The following is a 21,056-nucleotide window of genomic DNA, read 5'->3' on the forward strand; positions in this document are numbered from 1 at the left end:
GGTTTCTTCAATGAAAACCGAGCTTTTTGAATTTTAATGTCCCAAATGGTGAGCATAATTCGTAATTCGTAATATCACCCTCCGGGTGACGCAAGCTACGTAATTCGTAATTAATGCCCCATAAATGAAATTTAGGGGCTTCAACTTCGCGTAGTTGACATCCACGGATGAATCCGGGGGCTTCAAACCATTAATGTTTTCCCGGTGAAGGTTAAAGGTATTAAAAACCCTCGCAAAGAATGGGAACAACATATTTTAATTAAGGCTCAAATCTTTGCTAGCCAAGAGTTTAATCATGTCTTATTTAGGAGGATTTTAAAAATTTGAAATGGCTTTGTGTCAGATTTAAATATGCTCCCAATTCCCAATTATGAATAATGACTTGGTTGCGCTAAGTTTTTAAACTTGGTAAATTGCGGGTCAAATAATAATTTAATAGTTCCGGTGGGACCGTTTCTATGTTTGGCTATTATCACTTCTGCAATTCCTCTATCAGGACTGTCGGTGTTATAGTATTCATCGCGATACAGCATCATTACGAGGTCGGCATCTTGTTCGATACTTCCACTTTCTCTTAAGTCTGATAGCATAGGACGTTTGTTTGTTCTAGCTTCTACTCCTCTACTTAACTGAGATAATGCAATGACTGGAGCGCCTAATTCTCTTGCTAATCCTTTAATACTTCTGGTAATTTTTGATAGCTCCTGTACGCGGTTATCCCCACCACCTTCCATTAATTGCAGGTAATCAATGATAACTAAACCAATATCGGTACCGGCTTCTGCTTGCAAGCGTCTTGCCTGACTACGCATTTCTGTCACGGTAATATTAGGAGTGTCGTCAATAAAAATCGGCATTTCTGATAGTATGCTGATTGCTCTACTCAAGGGTTCCCATTGAGTTTGACTGATGCGTCCAGTTCTTATATAGGTACTTTCAATTTCCGCTTCGCTGGATAATAGTCTCTGCACCAATTGGTCTTTTGACATTTCTAAGCTGAAAACAGCAACTGGTAGTTTATATAAGGATGCGATGTTGTGAGCTAGATTGAGACAGAATGCCGTGTTATGGACGCAAATGTCGTTAGCAACGAAGTTATGGGTGTGTGGAATTGTCAAATCATAAACTTGTTTGTTTCCCATTGGCTCTATAGAAACAATTTCATCCCAATATATATCGCTACTTGCTAATTGCTGTAATCGCAAATTTTCCAATGCTGTTGCTAATTGAAAAAGCCTTTCTCGCGATAAAGCACGTTTACCAACATGAATATTTGAATAACCTTTAATTCCTGCCCGTTTGGCTAAACCAGTCCAAGTCTCTTCTTCTTTTGCGACTGCTAACTGCTTCCAAACTTCTATGGGTATTAGATCGCGATTGGTTTGGTATCTTTTTTGCAGTAATGCTGCTTTTACCTTGACCAATATTTCTTGTTTACCAAAAATACCAATTTCTGATACAAAGTTTTTGATGGCACGAGCGTTGGTAATATCGAGTTGCCAAGCGGTTCTGATTGTACTTTTATACTTAATCGACCGAGTTTTTAAAGTAGCGATAATACCAAATCTGAGCAGTAAATGCTGTATCTGTCGGGAAAATTTTTCGTTAACGCAGTAGCAACCTAGCTGCACTTGCCCGCTTTTTAATACGCTAGCCCAACCGTCAATCGCAAACAGGCGATTCAGAAATAAAGCTATTTGCTGACGCTCTAATGTAAAAACAAAGCCAGGAAGTGTTTTTTCTTCGGCTTTTTTACCCCATAGTTCTAATTCTTGCAGCCACAGAATCAGAGGATTGTCTTTTGCTTCATATGTCTCAACATTAAGAATCGGCGATCGCTTGGAGCGTCTTTTCTCTTTAATCTTTAGCTGAGGAGAAAAGTCAGTAACAGATAAGGAAAAGTCTTGCACAATTGAAGGGTTATTGTTGCTGAATTTTGGCGTTGTATCTGTTAAACAACCATCACCGATTAAATAGGCTAATAGTTTTACCTCGCATTCCCGAATTTGCTGCGTACCAAATACCTCTATCTTCCGAGGTACGGCAATTTTATCGCCTACTTTCAATTCAGACAGTTTTCGCCATCCGTTGATAGTTAAGTAAGGATGGGTAATAGTTGTCTCAATATACCTTCCCAAACGAGTTTTTACGCCAAATACCGGCTTAATCCCATCATTAATAAATGCCTCTGGCTTCGTATAACCAAATTTCCAGTTTTTTTGTAGCGTTAGCAATTCTGCTTGCTGATTATTATATATTTCCTTAATCGTAGAAATACTGCCATCACTCAATACTAATTCGGCATCTTCGTGCAAGCATTTTCCCATTGACGGACGACCGGCGACGATAATTAAGTCCGAACGCCCAAATCCACTAGTCATTGCATCTAGATCGTAGAATCCGCATGGAATGCCCGGTAATGCTATTCCTTCGTGCCGTTCTTCAATATCTGTGAAGGTGTTAATCAGAGTATTGGATATATGAACTAAGCCGCTTGTATTGCGCGCTTGGGCGATTCCAAAAACCTTTTGCTCGGCTTTGTCGATAACACTACGAAATTCGGTTTCAGTTTCGTAACCTAATGAAACTATCTCATTCCCCGCTCTAATTAACTGCCGTCGTCGATACTTTTCTACTACTAAGGCTGCTAAGGCATCGATGTTTACAGCTGAAACAGTTCTATCTACTAAAGAAGCTAGTTTATTTCTACCGCCAACCTTTTCGAGCAATTCATGGTCATTTAGCCAACTGAGAACTGAAAGTAGATCGGTGGGTTTTCCTTGAGTTTGTAGCTGCAACATCCCCGTATAAATATCTTTATGGGCGCTGATATAAAAAGCTTCCGGCTTGAGGATATCGCTAATTCTGCTGATGGCTTCGGGATCTAATAAAACTCCACCTAATATGGCTTCTTCTGCCTCTATATTTTGTGGTGGCAGCCGCTCCGCATTCCCTTGAAAATTTAATTCTTCAGACATGAACCCGTAAGATATTTTTTAATATACAGAACAAGTGAACTATTAAATTTGTAGAACAAATAGTCCGCAAATAATATGTAGAGACACTGCGGCGCAACGTCTCTACACATAATGAATAATTTTGAAATAATTAAACCATAGATTTTATGGAAAAATACAAATGTATCTAATTTATCTATGGCTTATCGTAATTATCCGTAGTAGCAAAATGTGAGCAATCAAAATTACTCGCTAGCTACAACTTCAATATTTACTTTTGCGCTTACGTCAGAGTGTAGTTTAATTTCGGCTTCGTATGTACCCAAACTGCCGATATCTGGAATAGTAATACCGCGTTTATCTACTTCCATTTCGGTGGAACCTTGAATAATGTCAGCCACATCTTGGCTGGTAACGGTACCAAAAATGGCGTTGTTTTCACCAACTTGTTTAGCAATTTTCAAGTTACCAAGTTTTTCCAAAGCTGCTTTTTGTTCGACAGCTTTTTGTTTGAGTTCTTCTTGACGCTGGCGTTCTAATTCTCTACGACGTTCAACTTGTTTAAGGATACCGGGAGTTACAAAAGTTGCCAAATTTTTAGGAAGCAAGTAATTACGAGCATAACCGGGGGCTACATCTACTAAATCGCCAAATTTCCCTAATTTGTAAATATCTTGATTTAATACTAACTGTATGCGTTTCGCCATCTTTCTTTTTCTTCTATTTACTGTGTTTCAAGCACCGGTTGGGCGTTATTCCAATATTTCGGCGAACAGCCAATAAATCCGACGGTGCTTACCTAAAGCCTACAGATTCTAGCGAAATGCAAGGGACATTGGCAACTGTTTATCTAAGTTAAGCAAAAATTAATTATTTTGTAGACATCTTACTTAATTTCTTAATTCAGCTTCCATCGATTAATCTGTGATACTCAAGCGTATATTTTTTTATCTTCTAAGGATTTATTTTACAGCTGTATCCTAATTTATTTTGATAATTAATTTTCATAATTAGGAATTGAAGAGTTTGTGTTTACAGGGTTGCAATTATTGCTTTATTTTTTTGTTTTCTGCTCCGAAGTTAACGCGATTATTTGTCAAGGTTTATGTACAAAAAGTTATAAACTATTTCATCATTTGGATGATTTTATAGCAGTATTTTTATACTACTTACAGACTATAAAATTCTACTCAGAAGAGGATTTATTTTTTGTGTCCAGTTGTCAAATTAGAGACAGTCTTTTTTAGAGTAGATTTATTATAAATTTTTATGGTCGCCAATCCTCCCAAGTCAATAGCTATTACTGCTGAGTCTCATCAACGTTTATGGATGCCCGAACAAGTTTTATTTACACCATCAGCCTTAGATGAGGATTGGGGACAGCAAATATTAGCTCGTGTAGAATCTTTAGGACTTCCCGTTCAAAAGCTTAAACAAAATCGTATTACAGGTTTACGGGGAGAGACAGAACGCGAAACCTATACAACGTCTAAGCGTACTTTAGCGGTTGTGACGGCTCCAAAAGGTCAGTTTAAACTTACTCCAATTCCACCTTCAGCAGACTGGCAGTTTCACCTAGCTCAAGGATGTCCGGCTCATTGTCAATATTGTTATTTGGCTGGTAGTCTCCAGGGACCTCCGGTGATTCGAGCTTATGCTAATTTGCCTGAAATTTTGGATAATCTCAAAAATTATGAAAATTCAGAAAAAATTACTAGCTATGAAGTTAGCTGCTATACCGACCCTTTGGGCATAGAACATTTGACTGGAAGTTTAGCTGAATGTATTCGCTATTTTGGTAGCCGAGATAAAGCGAGATTGCGCTGGGTAACAAAATTTGACAATGTAGATAATCTTTTATCGTTACCTCATAACGGTAATACTAGATGTCGTTTTAGTATTAATGCTGCTTCTATTTCTCGGAGTTTAGAAGGTGGAACGGCTTCTGTAATGCAGCGCTTGCAGGCTATTCGTAAGTTAGCTAATAGTGGCTATAAAATTGGTTTTGTTATCGCTCCAATTATGCCTATTGAAAATTGGCGCGAAGAATATACTCAACTGCTTGATGCTGCAAGAACTGTTCTTAATTTTGATTGCGATTTGACTTTTGAATTGATTTCCCACCGCTTTACTCCCGGTTCCAAAGGAATTTTGCAGCAGTGGTATCCTAACAGTAAGCTCGATTTAGATGAGTCAAAGCGCAGCATTAAACGTAATAAGTTCGGTGGTGTTAAATACGTTTATCACAAGGACACCATGAAAGAATTGCGGAATTTTTTTGAAAGTGCGATTGAGGAGCGCTTTCCTGACGCTGAGATTTTGTACTGGACATAAGAAGGGAATTGGGCATGGGGTATGGGACTTTAAGCTTAATAACTCCCAACTCCTAATTCCTAACTTTTTAGCTGTCAGAATAAGCCATGCCGTTAGCTTCAGCGTAGCGATGCATAAAACGCATAAATCTTTCCCAATGGTCATCTTGTTCAATTTCAATTTGGCAGTCAACTCTTTTTAACTCATCTCCTTCATCGCCACCAAAAATAAATTTAGTAGAGGAAGGAGTAACGTTAATTTCTCCTTCTTCATCGGTCAAAAGCATTGTATTTAAAGATTTTTTGGTAAAGCTATTAAATTTTTCTAATGCTTGTAATTGGTCGAATGTCATTAAAACTATGCGTTTACCGGTGTTCGGATTGCGTCGCAGGCTGACGTTTCCTAATTTTTCGTTTATGCCAGCAAAAAACTGAATTGAAGGACTAGCCATGATTATTGGTAATTGGTAGTTGGTAATAGGTAATTGGTAGTAAGAAACAGGTTATAAGCTGATGTGCATCCGTCAGATAAAACTATTTATGATATGCGAATTAATACGCAATAGCTTATCAATGATTGTGTTAGTTATGAAGCTTATTAATCTAGTCAATGCAAAAATATGATTCTTTATCAACAAAGCTGAGTTTGTTTGATAATGAATTACCTATTACCCATTACCTATTACCAATTACCCGTTTAATTTATCTTCTATAAGGATAATAATACTGTGAATTGTACCGATTATTTGGATAAGTTGTTGTGGGTATTGTATTGTTTACACCGTTGGGAACGGGATTCGGTAGCGGGGGTTGATAAGTGTTGATTCCTGTAGGTGGATTATTTAAATAAGGAGAGTTGCTACTCGGTGGCAGCATATTATTTCCTGGTGTAACCGGCATGGTGACTGGTTGATTAAAGTGTTGATATGCCGAACGAGACACGGAAGTAATTAAAGTTTCTGCACGAGAATCATTTCTGGGACGCTTTACCATCACGGCTGCAATGTAGCGTTTACCGGATGGTAATTCAATTAAACCTACGTCACCTAACATTGCGCCAATATACCCAGTTTTATTGGCTATTCTGGCTCCGGCACCTAAACCTTTGGGTAGTAAATGCCGTCTTTGATTGCGACGCATGATTTCCAATATTTGTTGGGAGCCTTGCCTTGAAACTAATTGTCCTTTACTCACCATTGCTATTACTTGTGCCAATTCTTTGGGGCTGGTGGTATTGGTTCCTTGAATGTCGGGTAGTGGATTTTGAAGTGATGTAGCTATTAATCCCCAACTGCGAAATCTTTGATTTAAAGCATCTATGCCACCCATGCGGGCAATTAACATATTGGTAGCGGTATTATCGCTAATTACCATCATTTTATCTGCGACTTCCAATGCAGTGAATTGGCTTCCTACTGGCTTGCTTCGCATATCACCGGAACCACCTGCAATCATATCTTTAGTCATGGTTAGCGGTTCGTTTAGTTTAATTTTTCCTGCTTCTACATCTTGGAAAAAGGCAACTAATATCGGTATTTTAATGGTGCTGGCTGCTGAAAATGAAGTGCTAGCATTTATGTCTACATAATTACCGCTATCTAAATTTGCTACGAAAATTCCTGGTGTCAGATTTGGTGTAGCTGCTACAAGACTTTGTATACTGCTTTTTAAAGGAATTATTTCTTGAGTTAAATATAAACCTTTGGTATTAGCGGGTGTTTGAGGCTGATTTTTTTCAACTTGAGTTGGGTTGGAAGCTGTCGTGTTTTGATTTGCGGGGTCTAATACTGATAATGCCGTACCTACAATTGCGCCAATTCCTACTCCTACAATTAATAAGCGCAATATATAAAGTATTGTTCTCGCCATTGGTTTGAGGCGAGTTTTATTAGATACTTTGACTCTTTTAGTAACTCGTTTATTAAATTTTAAAGGCGGAATCTTACCGTTTACTGCAGCAGATTTCATGCCTTTAGATGCTGCTTGCGATGCTTTCTTTTTTCTCAGCCAAGTTTCTGCTGGCGCTTCTACTCTTTGTCGCTTTCGAGGTTTTTTGGCGTTATTGGAGGAAGGATTAATTGTTACACGTGAAACTGTTCCACCTTGTTGGGATGGACGCTGTTTTCCTGCTGTTTTGACTCTACTGTTTCCCGGCTTTTGGACTTTACGTACTCTTTGACGGCCCTTTGTGGGTTGTCGCCGTCCAGAAGCTGTAAATTTGTAACTTGATTCTGACACCGCTACTCCTTCTCACCCACTAATTCTGTTAATAAGCTACTAACTAACTCTCGAACCCAACTTTTTTTAGTGCCCCTTCTGAAATTGCCCTTCGTAGCATTTTTGTGCTTAGTGTAAGCTATTGTTCTTAATTTGGGGAACAATATAATATATATGATTAATATTCTTTCATCTATTTTTATAACTTTCCGGATTGGCTAAGTGCCCATTGCATTTGCCTTAAGATACCTCTTAGCATAGCGACTTCTGTTGTTTGTAGCTGAGCGCGATTATACAATTGCCTAAATTTTTCCATACGACGAGCAGCAGTATGAGGATAAAGATACTCAATAGATAGCAGTAGCGATTCTAACTGTTCGTAGTAGCCTTCGACAACCTCTATCGGTGCAAGTTCGCTATTTAATTGGTTGTTTTCTATGGTGAGGGGTTGACTTTGTGCTAATTCATAACAGCTAATTGCTACAGCGGAGGCTAAATTTAAGGATGCATATCCGGAATCCGTAGGAATACGCATAAATTTCTGAGCGTAGTTTAATTCTTCGTTGCTTAATCCTCGGTCTTCTCTACCAAATATTAATGCTGCTGGTTGTGAATAAGCTTCTAATAACCACGGTAATACTTCGCGGGGACTTTGTAGAGGACAATTATCTCGAGTTCTGGCTGTCGTGGCGATCGCTCTTTTGCAGCCTTTTAATGCTTCGGGTAATGTTGGAACTGATACTGCTGCTTGCAAAACGTCTTTAGCGTGAACTGCCATAATCATGGCTTCTTCTCCCAAATAATCGCATTGGGGATTTACTAACACCAGTTGTTTGAGTGCAAAGTTTTTCATCACTCTTGCTATAGAACCAACGTTTAATGGTCCTGCTGGTTCTACTAAAATGATTTTTACCCCTGATGCGTTCATGAAAGTATTTCTCCGAATGATTTGGTTGTGTTTAGGGAGTAGGGAACAAATATTTTATTGCTAATTAAAAAATTCTCCCATTCATCCGCTCAGGTGTTCCCGAAGGGAGATAGCCTGTCCGCTTTTCTGGATTTTTAGTTTGATTTATAGAAGTATTTGAATACATAATTGTAATCTAGATTTGATTACTCTGAAAACTTACTTAATTCTTTATTTTAGATAAAAATTGTAAGTAATTCGCAGTTGCCTTCTTGGCATTTTCTATTAGTAGTAAATGTCCAGCCTTTGGTAATCGGATGACTTGGCTTCGGGGAATACAGCGTTGCAATCTAGAGGCTCCACGAATGTCATAGATTTTGTCTTCTATACCCCAAATAGCAAGGGTTGGCAACTGAGGCGATCGCCTTTGTGTTTGACACAGTACATCATCATACAGATTTATGATGTCCCAAATCTTTTGATAATGACGGTTACGAGTAATATAGTCTTTTACTTTCTCTGTTTTTACAGAATCGGGGATAGTGGGAGGAGTAACAAACAGCAGGCTAATTTCCAAATCAAATTGTTCTTGAGTTATTGGAATAAAGGGGTTTATACCATCTTTGATGGAATTTCTGACGCTCGAAGCCCAATCAGCTATACCTAAAGGTGAACCGATAAATGCAAGGCTAAGTAACTGTTCTGGGTAACGCTGGCTGTAAAGAATGGCAATTGCTCCTCCCATAGAACTACCGGCTACGTCAAAGGAGTGAATTTCTAATTGATTCGTTAACTTGTGCAGCAGTTTAACCTGATTTTCTAGGGTATAGTCCCTCGTTGTGAATCCAATGCTGCTACCGTAGCCTGGTAAATCAGGAGCAATCGCCTGATAACCTGCCATACTCAACTGACACATCATGCTGCTCCACTGTTCTTTGTCGGCAAATAGTCCGTGGAGTAATAAGATAGGTTGTCCGGTGCCAACTTGGTTGTAGGATATCGTTCCATTACCAATAGGGGCGGAATAGGTGGCAATCGCGCAGCTTGAAGCGGACGCTGGACGATTCACACTAGCGTTACTCAACAATCCATATAGTATCAGAATCATTAAGAATGGTAGAATAACTAGTCTTTTCATAGTTATTTTTTAAGTTTGTGTTGCAAAAAGTTTTGGTTATAGCCGTGCAAGTAATACATAATGCTTCGCAAAAAAAACTATGATGACCACCGTATAAGGATTATGGAGTTCCAATAAAAAAGTCCTTGAGAGCTTAAAACCCTTACGTCAGGTTGAGCAACAGCAAAATCAGCAATCGTTTTATGTACCGCCAGAGGATAATTGTTGGGTAGTTATGCAAGTCAAAAAATGGTTCCGTTAATAATTGGATTTAAAACGTTCCCAATAATGGCAACACTTTCTTTTTCAGTATTTTTATTAAATCTGGTGACATGTAATCATATTCGTCAGGGATATCTAAACACACTACTCGTTTCCCTTTCATAAATGATTTAAAGTTTTTCGATAATTTATTCTTATGGGAATTTTCCATTACAAAAATTATATCAGCCCATTCAATGCTTTCTGTTGATAAAAGATTTTCTGCACCTTTATTTAAACCAGCAGATTCTACTTCTACCCCTTCATATTCTGAAAAAATTGCTTCTGCGGTGGGGCTGCGTAATTTATTTTGACTGCATAGAAATAATAGTTTTTTCATACTAATAATTTAGAGACGGCGTACATACTGCAATGTCTATCAAAAATGTTTTGAATTAAAGTCCCGAGCAGACAAGCTGTAAAGCACCCCACAATCTTTAGCGCTAAAGCGCAACTACAAACATGAAAAAACCGGGCATTTTAAACCCGGTTTCTTAATATACTTATACCAACTCTGGCAATTATTAACCTAAAATTTAGACCATCTGTGATGTTTCTACTGTAGGTTGTGGCTGAGGTTGGAACATGAATAAGGAGTAAACTACATCGCGGCGGATGTTGGTCATCATATCCAGGAATAGTTCGTAACCTTCGCTCTTATATTCAATTAATGGGTCTTTTTGACCGTAACCGCGCAATCCGACTGATTCTCTTAAGGCTTCCATTTGCTGCAAATGCTCGCGCCATAAGGTGTCAATTCGCTGCAAGATAAAGAATCGCTCTGCTTGACGCATTAATCCGGGTTGAATTTGGTCAACTTCGGCTTCTTTCATGTCGTAAGCGATGCGAACTTGCTCGTGTAAAAAGGCTTTGATTTCGCTCATGGACATGTCTTCTAAATGAGAAGGCTGTAAGTCCGATAGCAGATAAACGAATTCTTTGACTTTTTCGGCTAATTTATCTAGCTCCCATTCTTCCGATGGTAAGTCTGGATTAACGTAATAATCAACGATGTCATCCATCGTTTTCTCGGCATATTTAATTACCTGCTCTTTTAAATCTTGCCCTTCTAATACTCTACGACGTTCGGCGTAAATTGCTCGACGCTGATTGTTCATTACTTCGTCGTACTCGAATACCTGTTTACGAATGTCGTAATAATAGGTTTCGACTTTTTTCTGGGCACCTTCTAAGCTGCGAGTTAGCATACCCGATTCAATGGGCATGTCTTCTTCTACTCGGAACATGTTCATTAATCCAGCCACGCGATCGCCACCGAATATTCTCATTAAGTTGTCTTCTAAACTTAAGAAAAATCTGGTGGAACCGGGGTCACCTTGTCTTCCGGCACGTCCTCGCAGTTGGTTGTCAATGCGTCGCGATTCGTGGCGTTCGGTACCAATTACGTGCAAACCGCCCAAGGAAATGATTTTATCGTGTTCTTTGTCGGTAAATGCTTCGTATTCTTCTTTAACGCGGTTGTATGCTTCCCGCAATTTCTGAATTACCGGATTTTCGGTTGGTGCTTTCTCGACTGCAACCGCAATTTTATCTTCAGCTTCGAGTTCGGATAAGCTACGTTCGCCAAATTCTTTGACAGCAGCTTCGGTTGCTTGTTTAAGAATATTTTCGGCTTCTTTACTTATCTGAGTTGGAAATACTTTCGGCGAAGCTTTCCAAGTTTTAACTTTTTTACCGGGGACAAAACCTTGTCCACCAGCGGGATTAGTTGGTAATGTTGCTTTATGGGGCGAAAATGTATCTTCGTCTTCTGGCTTCACGATACGTGGCATTAAAAATTCACGAACTTTTAAACGTGCCATGTATTCGGCATTACCACCCAAGATAATATCGGTACCTCTACCAGCCATATTGGTGGCGATAGTTACCATGCCGCCGCGTCCAGCTTGAGCTACAATTTCAGCTTCCCTTTCTACGTTTTCAGGTCTGGCGTTAAGTAGCTCGTGAGCAATACCAATTTCCTTGAGTAATTGGCTGAGATATTCCGATTTTTCTACACTTGTGGTTCCGACTAAAACAGGTCTGCCGGTTTCGTGCATTTCGGCACATTCTTTAGCAATGGCTTTCCATTTACCGACTTCTGTTTTAAATACCATGTCAGGCAAATCTTGACGCTGCCTGACTCGGTTGGTAGGAATTATGGTTACTTCTAATTTGTAAATCTTTTCAAATTCAACTTCTTCTGTTTTTGCAGTACCTGTCATCCCACCTAGTTTGGGATACAGCAAAAATAAGTTTTGGTAGGTAATAGAAGCTAAGGTTTGAGTTTCGGGCTGAATATCTACATTTTCTTTAGCTTCAATTGCTTGGTGTAAACCGTCGCTCCAACGTCTTCCCGGTAATACCCTACCAGTTGATTCGTCAACAATAACTACTTCCCCATTACGAAGGATGTAGTTGACATCTGGTAAAAACAGTTCCTTGGCTTTAATTGCATTAAACATGAAATGCGCCCAAGGGTCTTCAGGATCGAATAAATCGGTTACTTCTAACAGTTCTTCGGCATAAGCAAAACCTTCATCGGTTAAAAGTACGTTACGAGCTTTTTCGTCTACTTCGTAATGTTCCTCTTTCACCAAAGCTCTAGCAATCTGAGCCGCTTTGACGTATTTCTCAGTTGGTCTTTCTACCTGACCGGAAATAATCAAGGGAGTCCGGGCTTCGTCAATTAAAATCGAATCAACTTCGTCAATTACGCAATAGTTGAACGGAAGCTGCACTACATCCGCCATTGACGTTGCCATGTTATCCCGCAGATAATCGAAACCTATTTCACTGTTGGTAACATAGGTGATATCGCATTCATAATTTTTCTTCCGTTCTACGGGAGTCATGCTTGACTGAATTAGTCCTACAGTCAATCCTAAGAAACGATGTACCTGTCCCATCCATTCAGCATCGCGGCGGGCTAAGTAATCGTTTACGGTAATTACGTGTACGCCTTTACCAGTTAATGCGTTTAGATAACTAGGTAATGTCGCAACCAGGGTTTTACCTTCCCCGGTTTTCATTTCTGCAATTTGTCCCTTGTGCAGAATCATTCCACCCAATAACTGCACGTCGAAATGACGCATCCCCAAAACTCTTCTTCCGGCTTCCCTTGTTACGGCAAAAGCTTCTGGCAGGATATCATCAAGGGACTCACCTTTACGAAGACGCTCTTTGAACTCTACGGTTTTACCCTTAAGTTGTTCGTCAGAAAGAACTTTAATTTCTTCCTCTAAGAGATTAACTTCAGTAATTAGTGGTTGGTATTTTTTTAGCTTACGAGCGTTGGGGTCGCCCAACAAGGTTTTTAACATGGCAACTTTGAATTTAACTAAACCAAGGAAGAAAGATTTTATCGACGATGGCAATTATTATAAGTACCCGTTACCTTTGATGAGCCTTTTTCGGCTTTGCAAAGGCACATTCCAAAAGAATTAACTCAAAAATAGTAAAAATACCAGCCCGAGAGCTGACCTTACAATTGGTTTTAACAAAGAACTTATATTTATCTAAGTTAATAGTATCATTTTGTCCCCAATGCAGCGCCGTAAAGCCCGACCGACAGAAGGCTGGTTTTCCGTCTTTTGGAAGATAGGTAACTGGTAATTGGTAATGGGTAATGGGTAATTGCTTATAGGTTAGGAGTTTCGGTTTTCCACCTTTGAACTTTGACCTTAAACCTTTGACCTGATTTTCCGAAAGTTGTATTCTGTCGCACCTGGATGACAGCTAACGCAACTCCCTACTTGTACGGGACGCTGTAATTCAACTTGCGGATGCAAAGCTTTGAAAAAACGCGATTTATTAATTCTATAAGGAGTTCTTTCTTCTTCTTTATGAGGACGAGAAAAAGTTGAAAGGTAGCGCCACACTAATATTCTAGGTGGGTCTATTAAAGGTTTCAATGTCGCGCCATAATGTTGTGGGTCTTGCAGCAAATTTTTCCAGGTTTGGGTTGGTAATACGGATGGTGGTATTGCAAGATGACAGCTCGAACAGTTTTCTAAATAAAGTTTTTGTCCTAACTGGTGTGCTGCTGGTACTATGTCTACGGTTCCAATCTCTGATGGAGGTACGGCACCATGAGCATTCGTTGCAAAAGTCAACAGCCAGCCCATAGCTACACTCCAAATTAATATTACCAATATTGTTCCTATCGGATTCTTCTTTAGTTGGGGACGATTGCGCCGCTTAAAATTTGCCATGAGTAATTTTGCAATACCAGATTTATTGGGCGATTTTTAACTATTAATAGTTCCTTGTTTTAGCTTTATATATAATTTTGAATTGTGTCGCGCCCGTTTAATGTATCAAATTATTAAGGGTAATGTTGCTAACCCAACATACTTGTTGCAAAAAGTATCATAAATATCTTCATTATTAACTTTAATTGGCTGCTACAAATTATATTTATTTTTAAGGTTTATTACTCATTACTCCGAATGGATTAATCTACATTAAGTTTAATCTGACACACAAACTTTTGAGGCGAGAACTGTGTCAGCAAAGGTTAAGCGCCAGAAACAATTGAACGGAACAAACATTTTCCATCTTTTACAATCAGGACTTACGCAAAGCAAAATAATCATTGCGACGCTCACTATCTCTAGGGAAGCATTTACCGGTCGGGTAATTGCGTCGCCCCTCGTGAGTAATGATACAGTTACGTTCTTTTTGCAAAGTCCTAACAATTTTAGCTCCCTGGTATGTCAGAGCAAATAATGCTAATCTGTTAGACAAGAAAATGCAAATACAATCATTGGCATTTAAGATGATTGTGATATAAATTTTTTTTAAGCTTGCGGGTCAGCAGATTACTTGTTTTTGCCTTCTTTGCGCTTATTAATCCTACTTTTACATTCGTAATAATAACTTTTTTCTTTTATCCGATTTTATTTATAAGACTTTGGCTTAATAGCTAAAATATAATTTCTAGTTTATTTAGTATTAAAGTAAAAAAATTGCACCCCGAACGTTTTCAATTGATAAAAAAGATGTCCCTAATGACCTTCGGAAATTCCAAAACTGTGCATAGCAACTCTTACAAACGATACTTAGTGTAACTACAGAATTTTACCCATACAACAGCAATTTCCACTAGGTAATATTACTCTAAGAATGTATGTCTATGTAAATTTACTAAGATTTATTCTGGAAATTTCTCCTCAATCTATGAGAAAATTTTTATTTATCAAGTTGCAGTTAGCAATACAATCTAAAGCTAAATATGTCTCATTATCAAAAGTTACTCAGAGTTTCAACCCTTGGTAAGTCTTTGTACAACATTACTCCTAAAATTGAAGCAATAGTTGCTGATTCGGGAATAGAAACCGGGCTTTGTACTTTGTTTTTACGCCATACTTCTGCTAGTTTATTGATTCAAGAAAACGCAGACCCTAACGTATTAGAAGATTTAGCTAATTTTATGGCTAAACTCGTTCCTGAATCGGCAAACTATATACATGATGATGAAGGCCCGGATGATATGCCAGCACATATACGTACTGCAATTACTCATACCTCAGAACATATTCCTATTAATCGAGGACATTTAGTTTTAGGAACTTGGCAAGGTATTTACATTTGGGAACATCGACAGCGCAATCATTCTAGAGAGTTAGTTGTCCATATTTCTGGATAACGACCCGAAAAAATAGAGAATTAATAATGAGTAATATTCTACAGTTGTAGTTGGTGTCTTTTTGGTTATTGAAATGTGTAATTGAATGCAATTTTAAGTTAATTATTAAGTTTGTTTATTACTTAATGTTTGTATTTGGTTTTTACAATACAGTAAAAATATAATTTGCTTTGATAATTGACTTGTTAATACAGGTATCAACAAGCAGCATCTTAATTTTTATGAAACCAGATTTTACACCTAATAGTTCTTTTCAAGTTTTGGATGACATTCTTGCTCAACAAGTTGTAAGCCCCTTTTCCTTGAATCCAAATCAATTATTTATTACTAGCTTCGCTCAATTAGAGGTAAAGGTTGTTCGACAAGTTTCGGATTCCTACTTGGTGACAATTATTTATGATACTTTGCACAAAGTACTTGATGCTTTATTGCATAATTTTCCAGAAAATATATTTTGGGATTTTGATTTTATAGTTAGTAGCTTAGTTCAGTTAGCTTTATCGGCTGAAGAAAAAGTAGAGATTTTAAAAGATTTCGGGAACAAAATAGTTTCGCTGATGGGTATGTTCGGTAAGGAATCAGAAATACGCTTTCGATACGTACATGATTTTATGTATGGATTTGACTGGGCAAGGTGGGTAAAGAAAAAACCCAATTACAGAGCAAATTCCGACCCTTTCTGTATTCATTTTATCGACCATTTATTGATTAAAGGCGAAGAAATATTACATAGTATCAAGACAAACGATGCCAAATACCCTCAAATATCTGGAAAACGCTATCGCAATCCTTTTTGCTTTTCCCGAGAGCCACAAGACGAATATCGTTTATTAAATTATCTTGCCGCTTGTAAATGTATTCCAGTTGCAGCGTGGGAATGGAATACTGTCGGGGTATGGGATAAACCTTTTTATCAGCTTCGCGAAGATGCTTCGCAAAAGTTAAATCTTGCAAAAAAATAATTCGTTCCCTACACAAAAAACAAAAAGAAGAATAAGAAGCAGAGAAACCTTTAAAATAAGTAACCGATGCCTTCATATTATGTAGTCAATGAAAGTTAACGATTTAATAATCTGGTTTGAGGAATGGGCTAATCCAGCATGGCAAGAAAAATGGGACAATTGCGGTTGGCAGGTAGAACCAGGAGTGTTAAATGAAGATGCAGGGGTTCTAGTTTGTCTAACTCCTACTTTGGCTGTGATGGAAGAAGCTATCGGTTTAAAAAAATCCGGTCATCCGGTGAATTTAATCTTTGCTCACCACCCTTTAATTTTCAATCCCCCTAAATTGCTACGTACTGGTGATGCAATTGGTGAAATGGTACGTTTAGCGTTTATTCATCAAATTGGTATATACAGCGCTCATACTAATTTCGATCAGGTGAATGATGGTACTGCTGACGTTTTAGCGCAACTTTTAAATCTTAAGGATGTGTTTCCTATAGTAAATACTCAACCTGGCTTAGGATATGGGCGTGTTGGTGTTCTCCAACCTTGCTTAAGCTTGCGGCAATTACTTAAAAAAATTCAATCTTTGTTAAAACAATCAAATCTAGTTCTTTCTCCACATAATGACTTAGATATATCAGTAGACAAAGTTGCCGTTTTAGGCGGCTCGGGAGCTAGCTTTATTCAGTCGGTTAAAAAAACTGGTGCGACAGTATATTTAACTTCTGACTGTAAATTTCACCAGTTTCAAGAAAGTCGCGATGCTGGAATTATTTTGGTTGATGCCGGACATTATGCTACCGAACGTCCTGCATGTGAAGCTCTAGCTGCTAAATTTGCTTCTCTTAATCTTACTTTTGTGGGTTTAAGCAGCTTTGATGAAGATTTTCGCCAATTTTTTCTTTAGCGTTTCATCCCACATTCCGCACCCTAATCTGTAATACTCGGTTATCACGGGTAATACATTAAACAAAAAAGAATCAAATCACACAAATCACTATTTTTTTAGCTTAGTACAGCGCGATCGCCATACAAAGCTAATGTCAATAAGTATCAATAAGGAAAGTATTATATTTGAAGGAATATTTATCCTTTGTCGATTAGCAAATATTACGTATAGCCTATTCCACAATAATCATAATTAATGATTATACATAATAAAATAGAAAAAATAGTATAAAAACTAGGAGGTAAAAGAAATAAAGCTTCTAACTCTAAGAACAAATAATTTGATTAATAATTATGTTAATTATCTAATCTAGCATTGATAATATCGATAACATTCATCTGGCAAAAAATTAAGTATAAAATTCCTATAATCTGTAAGATTAGAGATTTTTTTATCATTATTAAAAAACACAAGATGAATAGATTGAAAACATTGAAAAATCCATCTTAATGTCGGGCGTTCTGTAGGTTTACCTAATTGGTTTTTAATCGTCGATTTTGATGATGAAAGAGCAGCCCGAATTTGTCGCTGTGCAAGAGTATAAACCAATAAACATAACGCCATTATCAAAGAAGCGTGCTTCTATTCTTTTTGGAGTTTTAAGAAACACGCTGTCTGCAAAAAATAGAGGGTTACAATTTCCGCAAAAATAATGGGCAGGCTTCATAAACCAATTAACTCGTCAACCAACCGGCATCTTCCACAAAAAGCCTGCCCATTATTTTAAGGTTCCATCTCGGGTCTTTAAGAAAACCAAATCCTCTCTCGCACGATTGTTGAGCTTTATATTCAGAAATCATTCCTGAATCACTAAGTATGTTTTTATCTAAAATATTTGTAGCAAGAACAAAACGTCCAGCACTTTGAATACCATTGCTAATAGTAGCTTCGTTTTTTGATAATGTTGCTATCACTTTAAAATATTTTTGATTTTCAGTTTTAGCAGATAATATCTTTTCATCAACATGAATATTATCTAAATTATGATATTTGAACTTTTTCGATAATTTTAATGCTGCTTTCATTGCATCTTCATAACAATTAAACTGTTCCTTCTGTAATTTTTTTAATTGGGAAGTAGCGTTAATTTCTGATTTTTTGATTCTTTTTTCTAATTGACGTAAGTCAGACTTCTTCCTGGCTTCACTTTCGACTACTAACCATCTTTGTTTTACAGAAGCATAATTGCTTTCTTTAACAACATATGAGTAACCATTTATTTGACTTTTTACTAATTCAGAATCACTTATACTTGAAACCAATCTTTTAGCTTCACCCAGTGATAACGGCACACGAGATAACCATTTGATATCAGATAATAATTTTAGATTTGCAGCTGTATACAAAGCACTATCTGCGACCATCAAACTATCTACTTTTATTTGTTTTTTAAAATCAACTAATATTTTTGCAAAGCTCGCAGAATCTGCTTCATTCCCAGACGCTGATTTGAAAAAAATTGGTACATCTCCATCTCCAGAACATATTAAATCAATAATAAATTGTTTCAAATCTGGTCTATGGTGAACCAGTGCGTTGCGGGGGTTCCCCCCGTTGTAGCAACTGGTGAACCCGAAGGGTCACGAGAGTAACCATATGTTATTTCAATTTCCTGTGGCTCAGAATTTTCTACTATTTCTGTTTTGTTTAAATCATTTTTGTTTTGATTATTCTTATATTCGCCATGCAAATGAAAAGACGAGGAATCTAAATGTTCAGATAAGAGTGATACATCAAATGTTTTAAATGCATTTAATGAAATTGCTAAGAAAACATTACTTAATCCTTTACTGAACAATTTATCCATTGTCCTGCCTAATTTATCATCATTTAAATATTCAGGTTTTACTCCTTCTCCAATCAAATGCTCATAAGCTCGGTTCTCAAAAAAATTTGAAAACATATATAACGGTGCAGATACAAAGCCTAAACCATTTAAAATCATTGCTTTTACAACATGACCAGCACTTATTTTTTCTGTTAGCGGAGCGAGGCGTTAGCCTTAATATCTTCTCCTAATAAATTATTAATTATTTCTACTAAATTTATTGAATCAATAATTCCGGCGACTATTCCCAAGTGGTCAATATTTTTTATTTCAATTTCTTCGAGAGTAGACATAGCACCTAAAAATTGTGAAAAATACCTATTAATATTTTCACATTTTTCGTGTCTGAAAACTCATAAAAAGCGGTTCTAAAATAAACAAAACCTGTCTTCTAAAACACAACCTACCCTTTCTAATTTTTTGATACATAATTACTATACTTAATAATAATTATTATCATTTATATCTAATTAAATCAAAAACAACTATAGTTTTTATGTACTAATAATGAGTGCTAACCCATTTTTGGATCTGTGGGTGCGGAATGTGGGTTTCATGAGTAGTTATTTATTTTTTGTCGTATAAAATACTTTATAATATATTCATATTATCTTCATACTTGTATCTAAAACGACAATAAATTTATTTTTTAAACTTATTTATAGAAAAATATATAAATCGTTATTCCTTTTATAGTAGGGGTTTAAGGTAATTCAGCTATTAAAACTTTTGTGCAGGCTGTGATTAAAATCACAAATTTTTAGTGATTATATTCACTTAATAAAAAACGTAGTTGTTTCATGATGAAAAATAACGAAATGCTAACTTGGCTTTAATCAATGATGATTCGCGCACTTGTTGAATCTGCTTTTCAAACCGGATATTTGAGCGTTGAGTCGGAAGGCTTGCTGCATCAGATGCTTGCTAACAGAATATTCCGAAATGAAGATACTGCTGCATTGACGCGATTGTGCGACGCTGTTCGTCAGGGGCTAATTAAAAGAGAAGCGTCTTCGGAAATTTCTATGGAGTTTCTCGCTCAAAAAAAATAACTGCACAACAGCAAGGAAGAAGGGACAAGAGTTGTAGCTTAGTCAACCATTATTTTGCTCTAAACCATTTTGCCGATCCAAAAAGTTGATGTAATTTTTCAATCTTTGGGTGAAGGTTAGCCAGAGAATGAGTTAAGATCGATAGCATAGGGATGAATAATTGCATAATCACCCCTGACTACCAACCCCAATGATTATAAGTAGGCAAAATAAACAACCTCGATATTCACTTGCTTTGGAGTATCATTTAATTCATAATGGTAGAAATGATGTACCAGCAAAATTTTACCTGGTCGGCGAGAAACCCAAGCTATTTCACTTCTATGAAGCAAATATTCCTTGAATAATTAATTCAGAATTTTATTTTTTTGGTGCGGCAAGCAATATAATTCTATTAAACCCAAAATTTACCGCCATTATGCCGGTTTGGGTTCAAACACCGCACAACGATCATGGGTGTTATCTTTTATAGGGTTTATCCCAAGTTTTTACAGATTTTGAGTACGTTGAGAAAAAGGTAGAAGCACGCGAATGCTACACCGTAAGATTTATCAACTATGCTGTGATGCGCGGGAAATATGTATTTTCTTGCGGGACCAGCAACGCTGGATCGAACGCGCCCGCATTATAGATATTGAGGGAGATTTAGTCACCCTGCGCTATGAAACAGAAGAAGATGATGAAATTTGTTCTTGGGAGGAGATGGTTCGACTTGAAAGTATTGGCGCAGTAACTCAAAAGCTTGCTTCGGTTCCACGAGGTAATGTTGAACCTCTATTAACGGAAGATTGTCCGGAATCAGAACGTATTCGTAATCCGTCTACTGATTCTAATCCAGAGTAAGCTATGGCGAATTCGA

The 21,056-nt window shown here is 37.3% G+C and carries 15 protein-coding genes and 1 pseudogene; 6 read left to right on the plus strand and 10 right to left on the minus strand.

Going from position 1 to position 21,056, the window contains the following annotated elements; translation table 11 throughout:
* Positions 1-368: 368 nt before the first annotated feature.
* Together dnaB and rplI are read right to left on the minus strand one after the other, a co-directional pair.
* Positions 369-2,978 (minus strand): replicative DNA helicase, encoded by a 2,610-nt coding sequence (gene dnaB / locus RIV7116_RS20920; protein WP_015120312.1) that lies wholly within the window; start codon positions 2,976-2,978, stop codon positions 369-371.
* 224 nt (positions 2,979-3,202) lie between these two features.
* A complete protein-coding gene (gene rplI / locus RIV7116_RS20925) occupies positions 3,203-3,664 on the minus strand; it encodes a 50S ribosomal protein L9 (RefSeq protein WP_015120313.1) in 462 nt (153 codons plus the stop codon).
* Between the two features lie 562 nt (positions 3,665-4,226).
* On the opposite strand from rplI, the gene RIV7116_RS20930 reads away from it, so the two are divergent.
* Positions 4,227-5,291: a spore photoproduct lyase family protein gene (locus RIV7116_RS20930; RefSeq protein WP_015120314.1), complete on the plus strand. Its 1,065-nt coding sequence runs from the start codon at positions 4,227-4,229 to the stop codon at positions 5,289-5,291.
* 67 nt (positions 5,292-5,358) lie between these two features.
* Here RIV7116_RS20930 and psb28 read toward each other — a convergent pair whose 3' ends face one another.
* The 7 genes from psb28 to RIV7116_RS20965 form a co-directional block, all read right to left on the minus strand.
* Positions 5,359-5,721 (minus strand): photosystem II reaction center protein Psb28, encoded by a 363-nt coding sequence (gene psb28 / locus RIV7116_RS20935; protein ID WP_015120315.1) that lies wholly within the window; start codon positions 5,719-5,721, stop codon positions 5,359-5,361.
* Between the two features lie 250 nt (positions 5,722-5,971).
* Positions 5,972-7,507: a serine hydrolase gene (locus tag RIV7116_RS20940; RefSeq protein ID WP_015120316.1), complete on the minus strand. Its 1,536-nt coding sequence runs from the start codon at positions 7,505-7,507 to the stop codon at positions 5,972-5,974.
* A 178-nt stretch (positions 7,508-7,685) separates the two neighbouring features.
* Positions 7,686-8,414, minus strand: a complete 729-nt coding sequence (locus RIV7116_RS20945; RefSeq protein ID WP_015120317.1) for an RNA methyltransferase — start codon at positions 8,412-8,414, stop codon at positions 7,686-7,688.
* A 202-nt stretch (positions 8,415-8,616) separates the two neighbouring features.
* Positions 8,617-9,531 (minus strand): alpha/beta fold hydrolase, encoded by a 915-nt coding sequence (locus tag RIV7116_RS20950; protein ID WP_015120318.1) that lies wholly within the window; start codon positions 9,529-9,531, stop codon positions 8,617-8,619.
* A 250-nt stretch (positions 9,532-9,781) separates the two neighbouring features.
* Entirely contained in the window at positions 9,782-10,111 is a 330-nt protein-coding gene (locus RIV7116_RS20955) for a low molecular weight protein tyrosine phosphatase family protein (RefSeq protein ID WP_015120319.1), read from the minus strand.
* 196 nt (positions 10,112-10,307) lie between these two features.
* The gene (secA, locus tag RIV7116_RS20960; protein WP_015120320.1) at positions 10,308-13,094 is read right to left on the minus strand and encodes a preprotein translocase subunit SecA; all 2,787 of its coding nucleotides are present in this window, start codon (positions 13,092-13,094) and stop codon (positions 10,308-10,310) included.
* Positions 13,095-13,454: 360 nt separating this feature from the next.
* A complete protein-coding gene (locus RIV7116_RS20965; RefSeq protein WP_015120321.1) occupies positions 13,455-13,985 on the minus strand; it encodes a hypothetical protein in 531 nt (176 codons plus the stop codon).
* A gap of 1,022 nt (positions 13,986-15,007) precedes the next feature.
* On the opposite strand from RIV7116_RS20965, the gene RIV7116_RS20970 reads away from it, so the two are divergent.
* The 3 genes from RIV7116_RS20970 (at position 15,008) to RIV7116_RS20980 (ending at position 17,275) form a co-directional block, all read left to right on the plus strand.
* Entirely contained in the window at positions 15,008-15,421 is a 414-nt protein-coding gene (locus tag RIV7116_RS20970; RefSeq protein ID WP_015120322.1) for a secondary thiamine-phosphate synthase enzyme YjbQ, read from the plus strand.
* Between the two features lie 221 nt (positions 15,422-15,642).
* Complete coding sequence (locus tag RIV7116_RS20975) at positions 15,643-16,383, plus strand: hypothetical protein (RefSeq protein WP_015120323.1); 741 nt, start codon at positions 15,643-15,645, stop codon at positions 16,381-16,383.
* 88 nt (positions 16,384-16,471) lie between these two features.
* On the plus strand, positions 16,472-17,275 hold the full coding sequence (locus RIV7116_RS20980) for a Nif3-like dinuclear metal center hexameric protein (RefSeq protein WP_015120324.1): 804 nt from the start codon (positions 16,472-16,474) through the stop codon (positions 17,273-17,275).
* 351 nt (positions 17,276-17,626) lie between these two features.
* Here RIV7116_RS20980 and RIV7116_RS37665 read toward each other — a convergent pair.
* Positions 17,627-19,438: pseudogene (locus RIV7116_RS37665) on the minus strand (IS1634 family transposase).
* A gap of 549 nt (positions 19,439-19,987) precedes the next feature.
* On the opposite strand from RIV7116_RS37665, the gene RIV7116_RS20990 reads away from it, so the two are divergent.
* Together RIV7116_RS20990 and RIV7116_RS20995 are read left to right on the plus strand one after the other, a co-directional pair.
* Positions 19,988-20,197 carry a hypothetical protein gene (locus RIV7116_RS20990; protein WP_044291095.1) on the plus strand — a complete coding sequence of 70 codons (210 nt, stop codon included), beginning with the start codon at positions 19,988-19,990 and terminating at the stop codon, positions 20,195-20,197.
* A gap of 531 nt (positions 20,198-20,728) precedes the next feature.
* On the plus strand, positions 20,729-21,040 hold the full coding sequence (locus tag RIV7116_RS20995; RefSeq protein WP_015120326.1) for a DUF6679 family protein: 312 nt from the start codon (positions 20,729-20,731) through the stop codon (positions 21,038-21,040).
* The last annotated feature ends 16 nt before the right edge of the window (positions 21,041-21,056 follow it).

The sequence above is a fragment of the Rivularia sp. PCC 7116 genome, from assembly GCF_000316665.1.
In the GTDB taxonomy this organism is placed as follows: Bacteria; Cyanobacteriota; Cyanobacteriia; order Cyanobacteriales; family Nostocaceae; genus Rivularia.